The organism is Tsukamurella conjunctivitidis, from assembly GCF_007858475.1.
In the GTDB taxonomy this organism is placed as follows: domain Bacteria; phylum Actinomycetota; class Actinomycetes; order Mycobacteriales; family Mycobacteriaceae; genus Tsukamurella; species Tsukamurella conjunctivitidis.
Genome location: NZ_VIGX01000008.1, coordinates 65,700 through 84,992, shown reverse-complemented (window position 1 = coordinate 84,992; position 19,293 = coordinate 65,700). Strand labels below are relative to the sequence as shown.

Sequence of the window (19,293 nt, the reverse complement as noted above, 5' to 3'; positions counted from 1 at the left end):
GTTGTCTGCTACCAGATTGGTGCATGGATAGTTCGGCTTCAACCTGGTAGATCGCCGTCTTGATGATGCGATCGATCTCATTTGTTCATACGATGTCGGTATGGAATTCCGTCAACTCGAGTACTTGGTCGCGGTGGCCGACCACGGCGGCTTCTCGCGCGCGGCGAAGCAGTGCTTCGTCTCGCAGTCGGCGGTGAGCCACCAGATCGCCGCCCTCGAGAAGGAACTGGGGGCTGAGCTCTTCGAGCGCGCGGGCCGGCGTGTCGGGCTCACCGACGCCGGCGAGGCGCTTCTCCCCCGCGCTCGCGAACTGCTCCGGCTCCGCGACGAGGCGGTCGACGCCGTGCGCCCCCGCCCGGACCGGATCCGGCTCGCGGCGAACATGTCCTTCGCGCGATCCGCGCTGGCCGCCGCATCCGACGTACGGGAGCGCCACCCGGGGGCGGAGATCGACTTCCTCATCAAGCCCTTCGCGCAGCGCATCGCCGCGGTGAAGTCGGGCGAGGCCGATCTCGCCCTGATCCGCGGCCGACTCGATGAGCCGGGCCTGTACCTCGAGCCGCTCTGGGTCGACAATCCGCTCATCGCGTTCTCCACGCGGCATCCCCTCGCGGCACTCGGACGGGCACCGTCGACCGAGGAGTTGGCCCGGTACCCGCTCCTCCTTCCCCCGCCCCATCAGCAGGTGCTCCTGCACCGCCTCGTCGACAAGGTGTTCACCGCCGACGGCCTCGACGTGCTCCTCGGGCCGGAGATCCGCGATGACCACCCCGTCGCCTTCGAGCTGATCAACCACCCCGAGGGGTGGACGCTCCTGTACGAGGACCCGCGCCAGCCCGGCATCGCCAGTCGGCCCGCGCCGGGCTTCACGCTGCCCGTCTCCGCGGTGCTGCGGACTGACGCCACACCGAACCCACTGGTCGCGGAGCTGCTGGTCGGGCTGTCGAACGGCTACCGCCGGGGCTGACCCGATCCGACGGTGCGGTCAGGGCCTGCCACGGAACCGCTTGGTCACCTCGGTGGGCACCGCGAGCACCCGCTCGGCGACGGTGACCGCCGCCCCGGGCACGGAGAGCAGCGCGTTGAGCTTCTCGAGCGCAGCGTCGGTCTTCTCCAGGGTGGCGGAGAACCGGGCCGTGAGCTTCTCGAACTCGTCGAGGTTGCGGTTCACCCGGGCCACCGTCTCGTCGAAGGTGGACATGGTGGTGCTCATGTTGTCCATGGTCACCGCCATGCCCTCGAGCATCGTCGTGGCCTGGTCGATCGTCATATCGGCGTTGAGCGCCGCGCTCGCCAGGTTGCGGATGCGCGCGCGTCCGCGGCCACCCGTGCCGCCGGAGTACCCCGAGCCCTCGTCCTGTGCTGCCATGACCGATACGGTAACCGGCATGACTACTTCTACGCGGCTGGAGCCGGGAGTTAATGCACCTTCTTTCACTTTGCCGGACCAGGACGGGAACCCCGTTTCGCTCTCCGACTACCGTGGCCAGCGGGTCGTCCTGTACTTCTACCCGGCCGCGATGACGCCGGGCTGCACGAAGCAGGCGTGCGACTTCCGCGACAACTTGGCGGACTTCGGCGACGCCGGCCTCGCGGTGCTGGGCATCTCCCCCGACAAGCCGGAGAAGCTCAAGAAGTTCCAGGAACGCGACTCGATCACATTTCCGCTCCTCTCGGACCCTGATAAGCAGGTGCTTACCGAATACGGGGCCTTCGGTGAGAAGATGATGTACGGCAAGACCGTGACGGGCGTCATCAGGTCGACGTTCGTCATCGGCGCGGACGGCACCATCGAGGTGGCGCAGTACAACGTGCGCGCGACCGGGCACGTCGCCAAGTTGCGCCGCGACCTGAAGCTCTAGAGAGGACCCACCGACGTGGAACGCACCATCTACTCCGAGGATCACCTGCAGTTCGGCTCCGCCGTGCGCGACTACCTGCAGAAGCAGGTCCTGCCGCACGCGGAGCAGTACATCGACGACAAGCTGATCCCCCGCGACGTCTGGCGCGGCCTCGGTGAGCAGGGCGTTCTCGGCCTGGAGATCCCCGAGTCGTACGGCGGCGGCGAGGCGGACGACTACCGCTTCAACGCGGTCGCGCAGGAGGAGCTGGCGGCGGTCTCGATGGCCTTCGCCAGCTCGGTGGGCATCGACTTCGACATCACCACGCCGTACATCGTGCGCCTCGGCTCCGAGGAGGCGAAGCAGCAGTGGCTGCCCGCCATCGCCTCCGGTGATGCCGTGGCCGCTATCGGCATGACCGAGCCCGCCGCCGGCTCGGATCTGGCCGGCATCAAGTCGACCGCTGTGCGCAGCGGCGACGACTGGATCCTCAACGGTTCCAAGACCTTCATCACCAACGGCTACACCTGCGACGTCGCGGTGATCGCGGCGAAGACCAACCCCGACGCCAAGGCCCGCGGCATCTCGCTGTTCGCCGTGGACTGCTCGCTGCCCGGCTTCGAGCGCGGCCGCAAGCTCGACAAGGTGGGCCAGCCCGAGGCGGATACCGCGGAGCTCTTCTACAGCGACCTGCGGGTGCCCTCCAGCGCCCTGATCGGCGAGGTGGACCGCGGTTTCTACCACATGATGGAGAAGCTGCCCCAGGAGCGCATCGGCTCGGCCGTGGGCAACGTGGCGCACGCCAAGCAGATCCTGGCCGAGACCATCGAGTACGCGCGTGAGCGCAAGGCCTTCGGAGCCTCCATCGGCTCGTTCCAGCACAACAAGTTCCTGCTGGCCGACCTGGTGACCAAGATCGAGATGGTGCAGGCGTACGTCGATCAGGCGATCCTCGCGCACGCCGAGGGCACGCTGACCGCCGTCGACGCCGCCAAGGTCAAGTACATCTCCGCCGAGATCCAGAACCAGGTGCTCGACTCGTGCGTGCAGCTGCACGGCGGCTACGGCTACATGCGCGAGTACCGCGCCGCCCGCGCGTGGATGGACGCCCGCGTCACCCGCATCTGGGCCGGCTCGTCCGAGATCATGAAGGAGATCATCGGGCGCGATCTCGCGCTGTAGTTCTTCGACGACGACGGCCGGGGTGCGCACTGCGCGCCCCGGCCGTTCGTCATCTGAATCCGTCCGTCCTGTGGCGACCGGCATGCGGCGCCTGGTTATCGTCTGCGGCGGTATAGCTTTCGCGAGATGACAGGGTCTCCGTGAGACTGTTACGTCGCGGGAGATCGGGGACAGTTCCGCATCGGGACATCGGTGACGGGTTATCCCGCAGGGCCAGACCTCGTCAGGTGCATGGCTCCCAGCGCCTACCCGCCAAAGGCGCGGAAGAACCCGCTGATGTAGTTGTCGGTCGACGCAGCCATCTCGGTCGGCGATGCGTCGGAGACGGTCGCACCGTCACGCATCACCACAAGCCGGTCGGCGACGCCCATCTTCAGAATGATCGGAAGGTCGTGGCTGATCACGAGGACCGCGGCCCCCTCGTCCGCGCGCCGCCGCAGCGCCGCCCACATCCGGTGCGCGTGCCCGAGGTCGAGCGAGGCCGACGGCTCATCGATCACGAGTTGCAAGCACCCTGTGAGCAGCGCCGCCGCGACGGCGGCACGCTGGATCTGTCCACCGGAGTTCTCGGACGGCAGGAGATCCGCCGCATCCGACGGGTAGCCGACTTCGGCGCACGCCGCGATCGGATCAGTATTCCCGCTGTGCGCGACCTCCGCGAGCTGGTCCCCGACCGACCGTCCAGCGTCGAACGCGCGCACACCGTCCTGCGGGGTGTACCCGACCGCCAAGCGCAATCGGACAGGAAGCGCGTCGAGCGCCGCCCCCGCGGATACCGCACCGTCGACGACTCTCGCCGCAGCGGGCAGCCGGCCCGCGAGTGCCATGCCGAGCATCGACTTCCCGCAGCCGGACTCGCCGATGAGCACCACGAGCTCGCCCGGTGCGACGGCCATCGTCGCACTCGACACGACGGTCTCGGCCCACCGACCGGTGTCGACGTGCACTGCCACGCCGTCGGCGCGGAGCCCGGCCGGTCCGGAAACAGCGGAGGGCACCGCCGGGGATTCCCGGCGATGCCCTCCGAACAAATTCATGACCGCAACGCTACTGCGCGGCCTCGATCACCGAGATGATCTTCGGACGCAGGTCGGCGGCGGCGATGATCTCGTCGACCGAGCCGACCTCGACCGCGCGACGGATGCTGTGCACCCCGTCGAACTCGGAGGCGACCTCGCCCAGCTTCTCGGCGCGGACGGAGCCACGCACCTCGTCGAGCTCGGCGAGCAGTGCCGCACGCTCGGTGCCGGTGGCCTCGGTGAGCTGGGCCTCCAGCTCCTTGACCCGGGTGTCACCCGCGGTGCGGGCGTTGACCTCGCCCGAGAAGACCACCGCGGCAGCGGGGGCGCCGCCGAGCACCGAGGCGAAGGAGCCCTCGATGGCCAGCACCGTCATGTTCGGGTTCAGCTGCTTGCTGAACACCACGAACGCACCGCCGTGGTACCGCGAGATCACACAGAAGACGATCGGACCCGAGAAGTTGACGATCGCGCGACCGATCTCGGCGCCGTACTCCAGCTGGAGCTTACGCAGCGACTCCGGCGAACCGTCGAAGCCCGAGAGGTTGGCGAGCACCACCAGCGGGCGGTTGTCGCTCGCCGCGTTGATGGCGCGGGCCGCCTTCTTCGACGACTGCGGGAACAGGGTGCCGGCCGTGTAGGTGTCCGGACCGTCGGTGGCCGGGAAGCCCAGGCGCGGGACCGACTTCGACTCGATGCCCAGCAGGCAGACCGGGATGCCGCCGATGTGCACGTCCTGCACCACGGCGGTCTCGGCGTCGGCCATGCCGGCCCAGCGCTCGAGTACCTCGTGGTCCTGGTCGGACAGCGCGCGCATCACGGTGCGGATGTCGAAGGGCTTCTTGCGATCCGGGTTCTTCTCCGCGGAGAAGATGTCGCCGACCGTGGTGAAGTCGCTGTCGGCCAGCACGTGCGGGAACGCAGTGATGTCGCGATCGGCCGGGTCGGTCGTCGCGGCGCGGCGCGGCGCGTGCTCACCGGGGGCGACGTACGTGTGCGCGTAGTGCTCCATGAGGATCGAGTGCGCACCCATGAGATCGGCGGCCCAGTACTGCGCCTGGCCGTTCGGCCCCATGATGCGGTCGTAGCCGCCGATGCCGAAGTTGTCCTCGGCGGAGACGCCGCCCGAGAAGTCCAGCGACTGCTTGCCGGTGAGCACCATCGCCGACTCCGGCGTCATGATCAGCACGCCCTTGGTATGCATGAGCATCGTCGCCTCGGCGTTCCAGTACGGCTGCGCCCCGACGTTGATGCCCGCGGAGACGATGTTGATCTCGCCGCCCTGCTGGGTGAACTCGACGATCTTCTTGAGCGCCGCGGCGACCCAGTCCATGTTCTCGGTGCCCGAGTCCATGGAGATGCGGGCGCCGGCCGACAGCGCGTACCACTCGACGGGCAGCTCCATGCGGTACGCCAGGTCGATGGCCGCGCTGATCCGGCGGCACTCCGCCTCGGCGAGCGCGCCGAGCGACTTCGTCGGATCACCCAGCAGCAGAACGCGCTTGACGCCCTCGGGGTACAGGTCGGTCGCCGTCGAGATCACGCCCACGACGATGCCCGCGGTGTTGCGGCCCTTCGGCCGATCCGTCGGCACCAGCACGTCGGCGATGTCGCCCTCGGCCAGCTCGTACTCGACGAAATCGCCCAGCGCGGCCGTCAGCTCGTACGGGTAGACCGTGTTGCGGCTCGCGGCGCGCAGCACCTTCTGGCGGTAGCCGTCGATCGGCTCGACGGTGTCCTCGATCGGCTCCCCGATGTGCAGATCGGCACGCCCCGTGGGACTGAACGAGACCCGCACCTCGGTCTTGACCAGCTCACCGGTCGCGGCGTCACGGCGGCGACCGATGAGCAGCACCTCCTCGAGGCCCGCGCCGACGGTCGTCGACTCGATGTGCCCGGCGAGCGCCTCGAGCTCCGCGTCGCTGAGGTCCACCGGAGGCCAGATGTACATGACGATCCGGTTGGTGGGCAGGCGCTTCGCGCTGGGCCGGGCGGCCTGCGCCCGACGGATCGAGTCCACGCACGTCGCGAGCGCGATCTCGGCGGTCGGCAGCGCCAGCAGCCGGCCCTCGCCGTCGCGCACGGCGGCCAGGTCGCGGACCTGCGCGAAGGCGACCAGGCGATCGTCCGCCGGGTTCTCCTTGGCGACCGCGCGGTACAGGTACACCTCCTCGTCGTCCGACGAGGTGAGGCGCGTCAGGTCGAAGCGCCGCAGCCGCTCCAGCTGCATGCGCTGCGCGATGTACGGGTGCAGGCCGCGGATCAGGCGATCCTCGACGACCCCGTTGGTGGCCGCACGGAAGGTGAAGTGGTGGTGCATGACCGCGCCGCCGCTCCCGGCAACGGTGATGGTCACGCGGCGGACCTGCGCCGGCAGCGGGTGCGCGGACAGCACGCTGTCGAACGCGGCCACCATCTCGTCCTGGTCCTCGGGCTGCTGCTCCCAGCTGAGGTAGATGTCGGCGTCCACCGATGCCGCGCCCTCGGCGACCTGCGCGAGACCGGCCACCGCGTCGCTCAGCCCGTCGTACGCCACGGCCGCGGAGGCGAGCAGCGCGCCGTCGCGCGCCGCGACGACCCACTCCGTGCCGGCCACGTCCTGCGTACGCACCTCGGTGAGGCCCTTGTTGCCGTAGTAGCGGCGGGTCAGGACCTCGAGCATGACCGCGTTGTCGGTCGGGTGCTCCCCCGCGAGTCGCTCACCCAGGAGCAGGACCAGCGGCTCGGTGCTGCGCACCATCTCCGCGATGCGCTCGGAACGGTCACCGGCGGTGGGGTTCTGGTCGAGGTACGTGAGATGCGCGCGGACCGCCGAGTACACGCCCTCGCGGTTGCCGCGCAGCAGCGGCTGCCCGAACCAGGCGAAGACCACGCCGCGGGCGAGGTCGGCGATCACGGGGTACCGGGACTGCGTCGCGTCCATGAGGCGCTCGAGCACGGCGCGGGCGTCGCCGCCGTCCTCGACCGACGGTGCCGGCTCGCGGAGCCACTTGCGCAGCAGCGCCGTGATGACGCGGAGACCGACCTTGGGCCGCTGCTGCGCCAGGAAGACGCGGAAGACGGCCGACTCGAGGTCCGGCGTGCGGTCGAGCTCGGCGACACCGTAGTGGCCGAGCGCGGCGGCGAGCTTGGCGCGGTACGAGTCGGGCAGGCCCGCCCGGTCGGCGTCGAGGCTGCGCAGGTAGGTGTGGAAGTGCTCGCGGGGGCTGTGCACCTCGTCGTCGCCGCCGACCGAGCGGCGCAGGCCCAGCTCGGCGAGATCGGCGAAGACGCTCGCCAGTGCGAGCTCGGCGGCCGCCGGAGCGGCGCCCTCGAGTTCGGCGGCGACGCGGTCCACGAGGTACTCGTCGAGCAGACGGCTCTCGTCCGCCGGGTCGACGTCGAAGCCGAGCAGCTGGCTGCGCAGCGCCTCACGGCCGGCGGCGGCGCGCTCGACGGCGCCGACCTTGGCGGGTTCGGCGGGCAGGTCGATCGGGCCCGCCGCGGAACCGGCGGCCTCGTCGCCGCCGTCGCCCAGGGGCTCCAGGCGCAGCAGTGCCGCGCCGGCCTCCACCTGACTGCCGACGGTGACGGCGCACTCCTTGAGACGCGCGGAGAACGGCGCCCGGAGCACCGTCTCCATCTTCATCGACTCGAGTACGAGGATCGGCGCACCGGCCTCGACCTCGTCTCCGACGGCCAGCGGCACGGCGACCACGAGTGCCGGCGCGGGCGAACGGACCACGCCGCCCTCGTCGCGGCTGACGCGGTGGGTGACACCGTCCACGTCGACCACGTGCACGGGACCGTGGGTGCCGGTGGTGAGGCGGTACCGGACGCCGTTGACCACGGCCTGGCCGGTGTGGTTGTCGAAACGCTCCAGATCGACGTCCGCGGTGCGGGTCTCCGCGCCGGTGTCGATGACGAGCCGGAAGGTGTGCGCGCCGGTCCGGGCGACCCGTACGCGGTAGCTCGCGCCGCGGAGCTTGAAGTCCAGCGGGGTGCCGCTCTCGTGCTGCACCTGCGGTCGGCCGCCCGACGCGGTGGTGAGCAGGCGGGTCAGCTCGGCCCGCTCCTCGTCCTCGTAGGCGTCGATGGCCGCGGACGCCAGCGCGACGGAGGTGTGCCGGTCGGCCACCAGGCGGCCCTCGCCGCGCACGCGGTCGATCCAGCCGGTGTCGGCGCTGCCGTCGATGACCTCGGGCTGGTTCAGCAGATCCAGCACGAAGCTCTTGTTGGTGGCGCCGCCCTCGATGATCACGCGGGTCTCGTTCATGGCGCGGCGGAGGCGGCCGAGGGCCTGCTCGCGATCGCTGCCGTACGCGATGACCTTGGCGATCATGGAGTCGAAGTCGGCGGGGATGGTGTCGCCCTGCGAGACACCGGTGTCGATGCGGATACCGGGGCCCGCAGGCAGGTCCAGCAGCGCGATGCGGCCCGGGGCGGGCGCGAAGTCGCGATCCGGGTCCTCGGCGTTGAGACGCGCCTCGATGGCGTGCCCCCGCTCGACGGGACGGGTGCCGTCGAGCTTGCCGCCCGAGGCGACGTGCAGCTGCGCGCGGACCAGATCGAAGTCGTTGGTGACCTCGGTGATCGGGTGCTCCACCTGCAGGCGGGTGTTCACCTCGAGGAAGGCCAGCAGGTCGTCGCCCGGGTGGTACAGGAACTCGACGGTGGCGGCGCCGCGATAGCCGACCTTGATCGCCAGGCGCTCCGCGGACTCCTTGAGCCGCTGCACCTGCTCGGCCCCGAGCACGGGCGACGCCGACTCCTCGATGACCTTCTGGTTGCGGCGCTGCACCGAGCAGTCGCGGACGCCGAGGGCCCACGCGGTCTCGCCGTCGGAGATCACCTGGACCTCGACATGGCGAGCGCCGGTGACGAGGCGCTCGAGGAAGACGACGCCGCTGCCGAAGGCGCGCTCGGCCTCCTCGCGGGTACGGAGGTAGGCCTCCTCGAGATCCGCGTCGGAGGCGACCATGCGGATGCCGCGGCCACCGCCGCCGGCGGTCGCCTTGAGCATCAGCGGGTAGCCGATGTCCTTGGCCTTGTCCTTGGCCTCCTCCAGCGTCTCCACCGGACCGCGGCTCCAGGGCGCGACGGGGACGCCGACCTCCTCGGCGATGAGCTTGGCGCCGATCTTGTCGCCCAGCTGGCGCATGGCCTCGGGGCTCGGGCCCACGAAGACGACGCCGACCTCGGCGCACTTCTCGGCGAAGACCGGATCCTCGGCGACGAACCCCCAGCCGACCCACGCCGCGTCGGCGCCGGTCTCCTGCAGGGCTTTGCCGAGCAGCTCGTAGTTGAGGTACGGCCGCGCCGCGGCGGGACCCAGGTCGTAGGCGATGTCGGCCTCGCGGACGAAGGTCGCAGTGCGGTCGACGTCGGTGTAGAGGGCGACGGTCTCGATCTGCTGCCCGGTCTCGGCGGCCAGGTCGCGGACCGCATGGATGAGGCGCATCGCGGCCTCACCTCGGTTCACGATGGCGATTCGGCTGAACACTCGCTTGTTCCCTTTCGGCTCTATCCGGTACACGACTGCAGTCCGTTCGGACCGTCGCGCTCTTCAGTTCTCTCGATCACCGCGAACGCCGCCGCGGTGTCACCGTCGTGGGTGAGTGACACATGGATCGTCGCATCCGGCCCGAGGTCGGCCGCGATGCGGCCGTACACCCGTACCGCCGGCCGCCCCCATGCATCGGAGACGACCTCCACCTCCCGCGCGCCGACCTCCTTCTCGGCCGGCCGCTGCGCGTAGAACCCCGACGAGAACGCCTTGAAGACGGCCTCTTTGGCCGCCCAGCGGGCGGCCAAAGAGCGTACGTCCCCCGCGGCGTCCCGTCGTTCGGCGGGACTGAACGACGAGAGCATCGTGGTCCCGGGCTGCGCGAGTTGCTCCGCGAACCCGGGCACGTGCACCACGTCGATCCCGACTCCCACCACGGCCATGGCGGAAGCCTATCGGGCTATCGGCATCCGTCGGCGCAGTACGTGCCGTCGGGTCCGAGCCGCAGGGCCTCGTCGAGCAGCAGAGCCGCCTCGCTACGGTCCGTGGCCTCCGACGTGGCGTCGGCGCCGAAGCGCCGGCCCGCCGGCGGCTTGCGGTACAGGCCCGAGCGGCCGCACATCGCGGAGAGCACTGCGCGGGCACCCGCGACCTCGCGCTCGCGCGCCGTCGCCAGGTACTCCGCCCGCGCCGCCTCGTCGAGGGAGGCGAGGAAGGCGTCACGGTGCACGACCGCGATGAGGCCCGAGACGTGGCCGAAGCCCAGCGACGTGAGCAGGCCCGCCTTGGGGCGGAAGTCGCCGTCGAACCGATGGCTCTCGCGCAGCCACACGAGGTGCGGGAACTTGCGCATCTCGTCGTCCACGCAGTCGAGACTCCGGTTGGGCGGGAGCACCTGCTGGTTGAGCATCTGGCACATGCCGATCAGCTGGAAGGCGGCGGCGCCGCCCTTCGCGTGACCGGTCAGCGACTTCTGCGAGACGACGAACATCGGGGCGCCCTCGGAGCGGCCGATCGACGCGGCGATCCGCTCGTGCAGGTTCGCCTCGTTCGGGTCGTTCGCGTTGGTCGACGTGTCGTGCTTGCTGATGATCGAGACGTCGTCCGCCTCGACACCGAGCTGCCGCAGGCTGCGGGCCATCGGGGCCTCGGGGCCGCCGGCGGCCACGGACAGCGCGCCCATGCCGGGAGCCGGGATGGAGGTGTGCACGCCGTCGCCGAAGCTCTGCGCCCACGCCACCACGCCGAGGACCGGGAGGCCCATCTTCGCGGCGATATCGCCGCGGGCCAGCAGCACGGTACCGCCGCCGTTGGACTCGACGAAGCCGCCGCGACGCCGATCGTTGGCGCGGGAGAAGCGGCGCGGGCTGATGCCCTTGGCCAGCATCTTCTCGCTGTCCGCGGTGGCCTGCATCATGCCGAAGCCGGTGATGCCCTCGATCGACAGGTCGTCGAAGCCGCCGGTCACCGCGAAAAGGGCCTTGCCGACCTTGATCTTGTCGACGCCCTCCTCGACCGAGACCGCCGCCGTGGCGCAGGCCGCGACCGGGTGGATCATCGCGCCGTAGCTGCCCACGTAGCTCTGCACGACGTGCGCGGCGACGACGTTCGGCAGGGCCTCCTGCAGGATGTCGTTCTGGTTCGGCTCGCCCAGCAGGGTGTTGATGAAGAGGTCGCGCATGGAGCTCATGCCGCCCATGCCCGTGCCCTGCGTGTTGGCGACGTGCGAGGGATGCACGTACTCCATCAGTTCGGCCGGCTCGAAGCCCGCGGAGATGAACGCGTCGACGGTGGCGACCAGGTTCCACAGCGCCAGGCGGTCGACCGACTCCATCATCTCGGGCGTGATGCCCCAGTGCGTGGGATCGAAGCCGTCCGGCACCTGGCCGCCCACGCTGCGCAGCAGCTTGGTGCGGCGCGGCACGCGGATCTCGGTACCGGCCTTGCGGGTGACCCGCCACTCGCCCGACTCCATCGGCACCGCGACGGTGTTCTCCGGATCGGCGTCCGAGAAGGCGCGCGCCTCGGCCTCGTTCGCCACCACGAAGGACATGTCCTCGGGCAGGAAGACCGACACCAGCAGCGGGGCCGACTGATCGACGATGTCGCCGTCGTCGCTGAACTCGCGGATGCCGCAGCGCTCCACGACCGCGTCGTGGTACTTGTCGGCCAGCTCGGCCTCGGGCACCAGGTCGCCCGACTCGGCGTCGTACCAGCCCGGCTCGGGGTCGTTCTCCCAGGTGATCATGCCGGTCACCCAGGCGAGCTCGGCGACACCCGCGGCGGAGAGCCGCTCGTCGACCTCCATCTCGAACCGGGTGCGCGAGCTGCCGTACGGGCCGACCTCGCCGGCGCCGACGATGACGACCATGTCCTCGGGCCGGGCCTCGACCGAGCCCCAGTCCGGGTCCCGCAGGGTGGCGACCGGGGCGCCGGGGAGGGCCGCGATGGTGCCCTCGTCCTCGCCCTCGGCGGCCTCCGCCAGGCGGGCCTCCATGGCCTGCTCGGCGAGCGCCTTCATGTCCAGGCTGACGCCGCCCAGGCCGCCGGTGAGGTCGTCGAACAGCGGCGCCGTCGCGGCGCGCTCCCGCGCCTCGGCGCTGGCGTTGGCGAGCAGCTTGTCGGCCATCTCGAACGTCGACCAGGTGCGCACGCCCGCCGCCTCGACGGCCTCGACCAGCGGGTCGTTGCCGCCCATGAGGCCGGTGCCGCGGACCCAGCCGATGATGGCGTGGGCCAGGGTGACGCGCTCGGACCAGGACTTCTCGGCGTTCCAGCGGGTGACGAGGGCGTCCAGCGAGGCCTTCGACTCGCCGTACGCGCCGTCGCCGCCGAACATGCCGCGGTTGGGGGAACCCGGGAGCACGACGTGCAGCCGCGAGGCCAGGTCCACGTCCTTGCCGATCGCGGCGAGGCCGGCGATGAGCCGCTCCACCGACCACAGCAGGATCTTCATCTCCAGCTCGGCGCGCGGGCCGGCGTCGGACATGTCGCCCGAGACGCGGGGCGCCGCGAACGGGAACAGCATCGTCGGGACCAGGGCCTCCTTGTGGACCATGGTGTACGGACCCACCGTCTCGGCCTGGCGCTCCCCGATCCACTCGACCAGCGCGTCGACGTCGGCGTAACTCGCCATGTTGGCGGGCACGACCCACAGCGCGGCGTCCGTCCGGGCGCTGGTGCGGTACAGCTCCTTGAAGAAGTCGAGCCGCTTGTCGTCCAGCCGGCTGGTCGTCGCGATCACCGTCGCGCCGCCCGCGAGCAGGCGCGCGGCGACGGCCGCCGCGATCGATCCTGCGGAGGCACCGGTGACCACGGCCACCTCACCCGCGTAGACGCCCGGCTCCGGCGTGGACTCGGCGAGCCCGGCCAGGAAGGCGTACGCCCGCGCGTGCTCCGGCCGACCAGCGGCGGTCGCCTTCTTCTCCCACCAGCGCGCCTGGTTCACGAGCACCGGCCCGGCGCCCTTGGCGGTCTCCAGGATGTGCTTGCTGTAGGTCGGGAAGGTCGACGGGTCCATGTTCCACACGCGGAGCAGGTCCTCGCGGGCGCTGGCCCAGCGGTCGTCGATGAGGACGGCCTTGTTGGCGTCGAAGGCCGGCGCGACCGCGCTCGTCCAGTCGTCGCCGAGCTCCGTGGCGATCAGCGCGGCGAGCCGCTCCGACTCGTCGTCGAGCGAGGGCAGGCCGCCCTGCTCCTGCTCCAGCCCCAACTTCTGCAGGAGCACACGCGCCGACGCGGCGAGCGCGCCGTCCTCGCCGGTGATGGCGGACGTGAACTCGGCGAGCGCCGCGGCGTCGACGGTGGCGCCGCCGCCCCCGCCGCCCGCGGAGGGCTTGCCCACGGGCACGCCCTGCGCGGCGCCGACCTCGGCCACCGCGCGGTCGATCAGCGCGTCGAGCGCGGCCGCGTTCGAGACCGGACCGTCGAGCAGCGTCGCGAGATCCCCGCCGCGGACCGAGGCGCCCTCGCGGGTACCGGTGGCCAGCGCGAGCACGGTGTGCTGCGCCCAGCCGGGGCCCAGCTCCCAGGTGCCGGTCACGTACTCGGTGATGTAGTTCGGGCGCTTGCCGGTGGAGCCCAGCAGCTTGCGCAGCTGGTTGCCGACGGTCTCCGAGAGCACCGGGCCGAGCGGCTTGTAGGTGCGCGCCAGCTTGGTGACCGTGCCCGCCAGGGTCGGCAGGTCGGCCTCCGCGGCACCGTCGATGGCACCGAGGTTGAGCTCGCTGCCCAGGTCGAGGAGGAGCTGGTTGCGGCGCGAGCTCACACCGTCGCACAGCGTCTCGATGGTGTCGGTCTTCTCCAGCTGGTCCGGACGCATCTTGGTCCAGATCGCGATCATCGCGCGAGTGGCGTCCGCGGCGTCGAAGCCGAGGTCGGCCGGGCGCGGGCCGCCCGACGGGGCGCTCGCCACCGGGGCGGCGGCCGGGGCCGCTGCCGCGGGGGCCGCGGCGGGTGCCGCGTCCTCGGCGGGCGCGTCGCCGCCCTCGTCCTCCGGGACGTCCTCGTCGGTCGCGAAGACCTTCGCGGCGTCGCGCTCGGCGTTGAGCACGGTCGCGGCGGCCCGCTGGTACGAGGCCAGGGCCAGGGTGCGGCTGGCGAGGTTCGCGAGCGTCGGGGCCGACGCGAGGCCCACCTCGATGAAGCGCTCGACGCCGAGGCCGCCGTGATCGGTGTCGATGAGCAGCTGATCCTGCGTCTCGATCCACCGCACCGGGCTGGCGAACTGCCACGCCAGCAGCTCGATGAGCAGCGTGCGGGCCGTCGCCATCGGGTCCGCGGCGGCCCGCTCCCAGTCGGCGACCAGCGCGCGCACCGGCTCGCTCGGCACCACGTCGAGGATCGACAGCGCGAAGTCGGTCGTCAGCTCGAACGGGCGCGCAACGAGGTTCGGCAGGTACTTGCCGACCAGCTTGGTGTAGTCGAACTCCGCGGGCACCAGCTCCTGCAGGCGCGCCGCGAACTCGGGCACGCCGTCGCGGAGCACCGACGAGTGGAACGGGATGTCGATGCCGGGCACCAGCTGGAAGGCCTTCGGGCTGCCCGTGCGCTCGGCGATCGCCTTCTCCAGCGCGTCGAGCCCGGCCTGGTTGCCGACCACGACGTACTGCGCGCCGCGCAGGTTGAGATTCACGATCTCCGCGAACTCGTCGGCGCCCTCGAGGTTGCCCTCGACCCAGTCGGCGATCTCGGCGTCCTCGACGTCGAAGAGCTCGGGGCGCAGCGCCGCCATCGCGTAGGGGCTGCGGCCCTGCTCGTCGCGGGGCACCAGCTGCTGCATGATGCGACCGCGGTGGAAGACCGTCTCGAGGATCGTGCCGAGCGGCAGGACGCCGGCGGAGGCCAGCGCGTTGTACTCGCCCACGGAGTGGCCGGCGATGATCGGGTCGTCCACGCGCGCGCCGATCTCGGTGAGCTCGGCGAGCTGGGCGCACGCCACGGTCGCCATCGCGACCTGCGTGAACTCGGTCAGGTACAGCACGCCGTCGGGGTGGCTGTAGACGGTGCCGTTCGCGCGGATCGACAGCGGATTGTCGCGCACCACGGCGAGGATGGAGAAGCCGAGGTTCTCGCGGGTATGCGCGTCGGCGGCGTCCCAGACCTCGCGGGCCGCCTTGCTGCGCGAGCGCTGGCTCAGCCCCATGCCCTTGCCCTGGATGCCCTGCCCGGGGAAGACGTACGCGGTGACGGCCGGGAAGGCCACGGCCGAGGCGGCCATCACCAGGTCGTCGCCGACGCGGGCGGTGACCTCGAGCAGCTCGCCGCCGCGGTCGATGCCGACGCGCTCGACGGTGAACTGCACCTCGTCGCCCGGGAGGACCATGCCGAGGAAGCGGGTGGTCCAGCCGCGGATCTTGCGGTGCATCACGTCGCCGTTGGAGGCGGACGCGACCTGCTGCGCCGCGGCGGAGAGCCACATGCCGTGCACGATCGGGCCGGGCAGTCCGGCCAGGCTGGCGGCGACCTGCGAGGTGTGGATCGGGTTGTGATCGCCGGAGACGGCGGCGAAGCCGCTCATGTCCTGCGGCGCGTTGACCACGGCCTGGCGGACCCGCTTGCGCGGGGTCTCGGTGGCCGTCTCGCCGCGCGCGCCGCCCGCGGGCTGCGGGTCGGCCAGCTCGGCCTCGCCGGTCCGGCCGCGGATCGCGAAGCGCTCGGTCATGACGACGGCCGGGGTCTCGGCGCCCGGGGCGCGGACGTCGATGCCGACGGTGACCACGGTGCCGATGTCGGTGGCGGTCACGTCCTCGAGGCGCGCGGTGGCGCGGTAGGCGCCCGGCGTCGGGTTCGTCGCCAGTTCGATCGCGTGGTCGAGGTGCACCAGGTCGAGCATGCCCTCGACGACGGGGCGCCCCTCGGCGGTGGTGGCCGCACCGACCACGGCGAAGGAGGCCGGCCAGCACAGTCCGACGAAGGCGTCCGGCACGGCGAGCTGCTCGTCGCCGTAGAGGGCCGACAGGCCCACGGGGAGGCTGTCCGCCGTGATGGCGGCGTGGTCGGCGGCGTCCTCGGCCCGGAACTCGAAGTCGATCGTCGCGGCACCGTCGGCGACGGCGGGCAGATCGCCAGCGGCGGCCAGGGCCACCAGCTTCGACATGGCCTCGCTGGCCTCGCCGAGCTCGACGACGGGCACGCCGCCGTCGGCGCAGCTGTCCGGAACCTGGATCGGGATGACGAGGTCGGTGCCCGAGACCGGGATCTCGAGGACGACGGCGTTCGGGCCGGTCGCGGACAGACGCGCGCCGGTGCCGGACTGCAGCGCGGAATCACCGTCGACCGTCCAGGTGCTGCCGGCACCGAGGCGGGCGATAGGGCTGTGCACGAGGCGCCCGGCCCAGAGCACGTTGGTCGCCGCGAGGGCCCGCGCCAGCGGCACCGACTCGACGCCCGGCACGACGCGGCGGCCGGCGACGGCCTGCGCGACCTCGCCCGCGCCGATGCGGCGGCGCACCAGCTCGGCCTCGAACCGGTTGAGGAGATCGCCGACCGGCTCGTCGACCCGGGTGATACCGGCGACGGCCTCGGGGCCGGGGATGATGCAGACCTCGTCGGCGGAGTAGCGCGGCGAGTGCGCCTGCCACAGCGAGTCGGAGCGCCACCAGCGGCGGACGTCCTTGTCGACGACGGGCACGAAGTTGACCGGCTTGCCGGGCGTGCGGCACAGCGAGACGAAGAAGGGAACGTCGGCCGGGTGCAGGCGCGTCGACGCCGCCTCCGGGTACCGCTGCAGCAGCTGATCGAGCGCGCCGTAGGCGTCGTCGGTGGCGGCGACGCCGTCGAACGCGGTCTCGATGGGGCCGCGGTCCTCGGCGGCGAGGCGGGCCTCGGCGCGGTGCAGCATCGACAGGAACCGGTCCTGGTGCGTGATGTCGAGCCAGCCGTAGTCGCCGAACAGCGTCGAATCGACGGCGGCCGCGACCTGCTCGCGCGTGCCGACCGACAGCTCGAGGTAGCGCTCGAGCCACTGTGCGTAGGTCATCGCGTCGGCGTCGCCGAAGAAGGGCTTGGCGGTGCCGGCCATCGCGGCGATGATCTCGTCGCGGCGCGCGGCGACGGCGTCACCGTCGCCCGCGACCTCGTCGAGCAGGCGGCCGCAGGCGGACGCGGTGTTGTCGATCTCGTGGATGTCGGCGCCGAGCTGGCTGCGGCCCGAGGCCATGCCGCCGCCCGCGTGGCCCGCACCGATCCAGTCGGGGGTGCCGGGGATCTCGGCGAGCAGGCGCTTGACGTCGTCGGACGTGGTGGCCTCGAGCGTCGCCATGGCCGCGGTGCCGACGAGGATGCCGTCGACCGGCATCGCGGGAGCGCCGTACTTGCGCGACCACTCGCCGGAGAGGTACTCGGCGGCCAGCGCGGGCGTGCCGATGCCGCCGCCGACCGCGAGCACGACGTTGTTGCGGTCGCGCAGCTCGGCGTAGGTCACGAGGAGCAGCTCGTCGAGGTCCTCCCACGAATGGTGGCCGCCGGCCTTGCCGCCCTCGACGTGCACGATCACGGGGAACTGCGGGACCTCGGCCGCGATGCGCGCCACCTGGCGGATCTGCTCGACGGTGCCGGGCTTGAAGGCGACGTGCCGCATGCCGGCCTCGGTGAGCTCCTCGACGAGGGCCGTGGCCTCCTCCAGCTCGGGGATGCCGGCGGTGATGATCACGCCGTCGAGCGGGGCGCCCGCGGCGCGGGCCTTCTGCACGATGCGCTTGCCGCCGAGCTGCAGCTTCCACAGGTAGGGATCGAGGAAGAGCGAGTTGAACTGGGCGGCGCGGCCCGGCTCGAGGAGCGCGGTCAGCTTGGCGACGTTGTCCGCGAAGATCGGCTCGGTCACCTGGCCGCCGCCGGCGAGCTCGGCCCAGTGGCCGGCGTTCGCGGCCGCGGCGACGATGCCGGGATCGACGGTGGTGGGCGTCATGCCGGCGAGCAGGATCGGGCTACGGCCCGTGAGCTCGGTGAAGCGGGTGGACAGCACGGTGCGGCCGTCGGGCAGGGTGACCAGGCGCGGCGAGAACTCCGACCAGGCCAGCGGCAGCTCCGGCACCCCGCCGGGCGAGAACAGGTTGCGGGCGCCGCGCAGCGTGGTGGCGGGCACGAGGCCCACCCCACGGCCGCGGGCGGGCGCGGCGGAGAGCTTGGTGGCGATGTCCTCGGGGCCGAGGTCGATCAGCCAGCGCGCGCCCTTGCCGATCGCGCCCTCGACCTCGGCGACCCAGTCGACGGGCTCGACGAGGACGGCCGCGGCGAGCCGGGCGGCGGTGTCGGCGTTGAGGCCGCAGCGCTCGGCCCACTCGGTGACCAGTCCGACGGCGTCGGCGAGCGCGGGGTGGTGGAAGCCGATGTCGACCGCGACGTCCTCGAACTTGGGGGCGAAGGCCGCGCCGCCGGTCAGTTTCTCCTTGCGCTGCTCCTCCTCGGTCTCGGCGACCGATTCGCAGAACTCGCGGAAGCCGGCGAGCAGCTTCGGGGTGCCCGTGAGCACGAAGGAGTTGCGGTTGTTGCGCACGGCGAGCACGGGGCCGCACGCGTCGAACGAGACCGTGGCCGTGAAGTCGGCGAGCAGCGTCTCGAGCTTGTCCTGGCGCACGCCGGTGACGGCCATCATGGGGGTGGCGCCGCCCAGCGCGACGAGGCCCTTGCGGCGGGCGACGACGCGGCCCGCGGCGCCGATGAGACGCGCGATGGCGAGCAGGTCGCCCTCGTTGCCGCGCGAGGCGAAGGCGGAGACGGCGAGCTGGCCCTGCGAGTGGCCGATGGCGGCTACGGGCGGGACGTCCCACGGGTCGAGCCCCTGGGCCTCGAGCCCGTACAACGCGACGAGCTGTGCGAACAGCACGCCGGGGACGGAGAAGACGGCACCGTCGACCTGCGGGGCGAGCAGGCGGCGCGACGCGGGGCCGGTGGCGGCCGGCGCCGCCTGCTCCTCGTCCTCATCGGTGGTCTCGGCCTCGGAGGCGGCGATCGAGGCGTCGCGCCACCGCATCGGGTCGAAGGTCAGCGCCTGGGCGCGGAGCAGCTCGGCGCGGACGGGCTCGAGCACGCTGTCGGCGCGGGCGACGAAGCCGTCGAAGAGGTCGCGGTACTCGGGATCGTCGGCCAGGCCGGTCTGCTCCAGGAGCGAGACGAGGCCGGGCAGCCACGGGCCGCCCTGACCGCCGAAGGTGAGCGCGTACTGCTCCCCCGCTGCCAACCTGTCCACCAGCGCATCGTTGTTCCGCGGTCCCTTCGCGGTGCGTGCGTTGGCGGTGACGAAGTCGTCGACAGTCATGAATCTCCT

8 protein-coding genes are annotated in these 19,293 nt (G+C 71.7%); 3 read left to right on the top strand and 5 right to left on the bottom strand.

The genetic code is table 11. The annotated features are described in order from the left end of the window. Positions 1-100: 100 nt before the first annotated feature. A complete protein-coding gene (locus tag FK530_RS15315; protein ID WP_146487902.1) occupies positions 101-967 on the top strand; it encodes a LysR family transcriptional regulator in 867 nt (288 codons plus the stop codon). An 18-nt stretch (positions 968-985) separates the two neighbouring features. Here the strand turns inward: FK530_RS15315 and FK530_RS15310 are convergent, their stop codons facing one another. Beyond that, on the bottom strand, positions 986-1,369 hold the full coding sequence (locus FK530_RS15310) for a hypothetical protein (RefSeq protein WP_146487901.1): 384 nt from the start codon (positions 1,367-1,369) through the stop codon (positions 986-988). 19 nt (positions 1,370-1,388) lie between these two features. Here FK530_RS15310 and bcp point away from each other — a divergent pair, with 19 nt between their 5' ends. Together bcp and FK530_RS15300 are read left to right on the top strand one after the other, a co-directional pair. Further along, positions 1,389-1,862, top strand: a complete 474-nt coding sequence (gene bcp / locus FK530_RS15305; protein WP_146487900.1) for a thioredoxin-dependent thiol peroxidase — start codon at positions 1,389-1,391, stop codon at positions 1,860-1,862. Between the two features lie 15 nt (positions 1,863-1,877). Beyond that, on the top strand, positions 1,878-3,023 hold the full coding sequence (locus FK530_RS15300) for an acyl-CoA dehydrogenase family protein (protein ID WP_146487899.1): 1,146 nt from the start codon (positions 1,878-1,880) through the stop codon (positions 3,021-3,023). Positions 3,024-3,268: 245 nt separating this feature from the next. Here FK530_RS15300 and FK530_RS15295 read toward each other — a convergent pair whose 3' ends face one another. Genes FK530_RS15295 through FK530_RS15280 form a run of 4 tightly spaced genes read right to left on the bottom strand, consistent with a single transcriptional unit; the run spans position 3,269 to position 19,284 of the window. Beyond that, positions 3,269-4,060 carry an ATP-binding cassette domain-containing protein gene (locus FK530_RS15295; RefSeq protein ID WP_146487898.1) on the bottom strand — a complete coding sequence of 264 codons (792 nt, stop codon included), beginning with the start codon at positions 4,058-4,060 and terminating at the stop codon, positions 3,269-3,271. A gap of 10 nt (positions 4,061-4,070) precedes the next feature. Beyond that, positions 4,071-9,524: an ATP-binding protein gene (locus FK530_RS15290; RefSeq protein ID WP_146487897.1), complete on the bottom strand. Its 5,454-nt coding sequence runs from the start codon at positions 9,522-9,524 to the stop codon at positions 4,071-4,073. A 20-nt stretch (positions 9,525-9,544) separates the two neighbouring features. Further along, entirely contained in the window at positions 9,545-9,970 is a 426-nt protein-coding gene (acpS, locus tag FK530_RS15285) for a holo-ACP synthase AcpS (protein ID WP_146487896.1), read from the bottom strand. Positions 9,971-9,987: 17 nt separating this feature from the next. Next, a complete protein-coding gene (locus tag FK530_RS15280) occupies positions 9,988-19,284 on the bottom strand; it encodes a type I polyketide synthase (RefSeq protein ID WP_146487895.1) in 9,297 nt (3,098 codons plus the stop codon). Positions 19,285-19,293 lie beyond the last annotated feature (9 nt).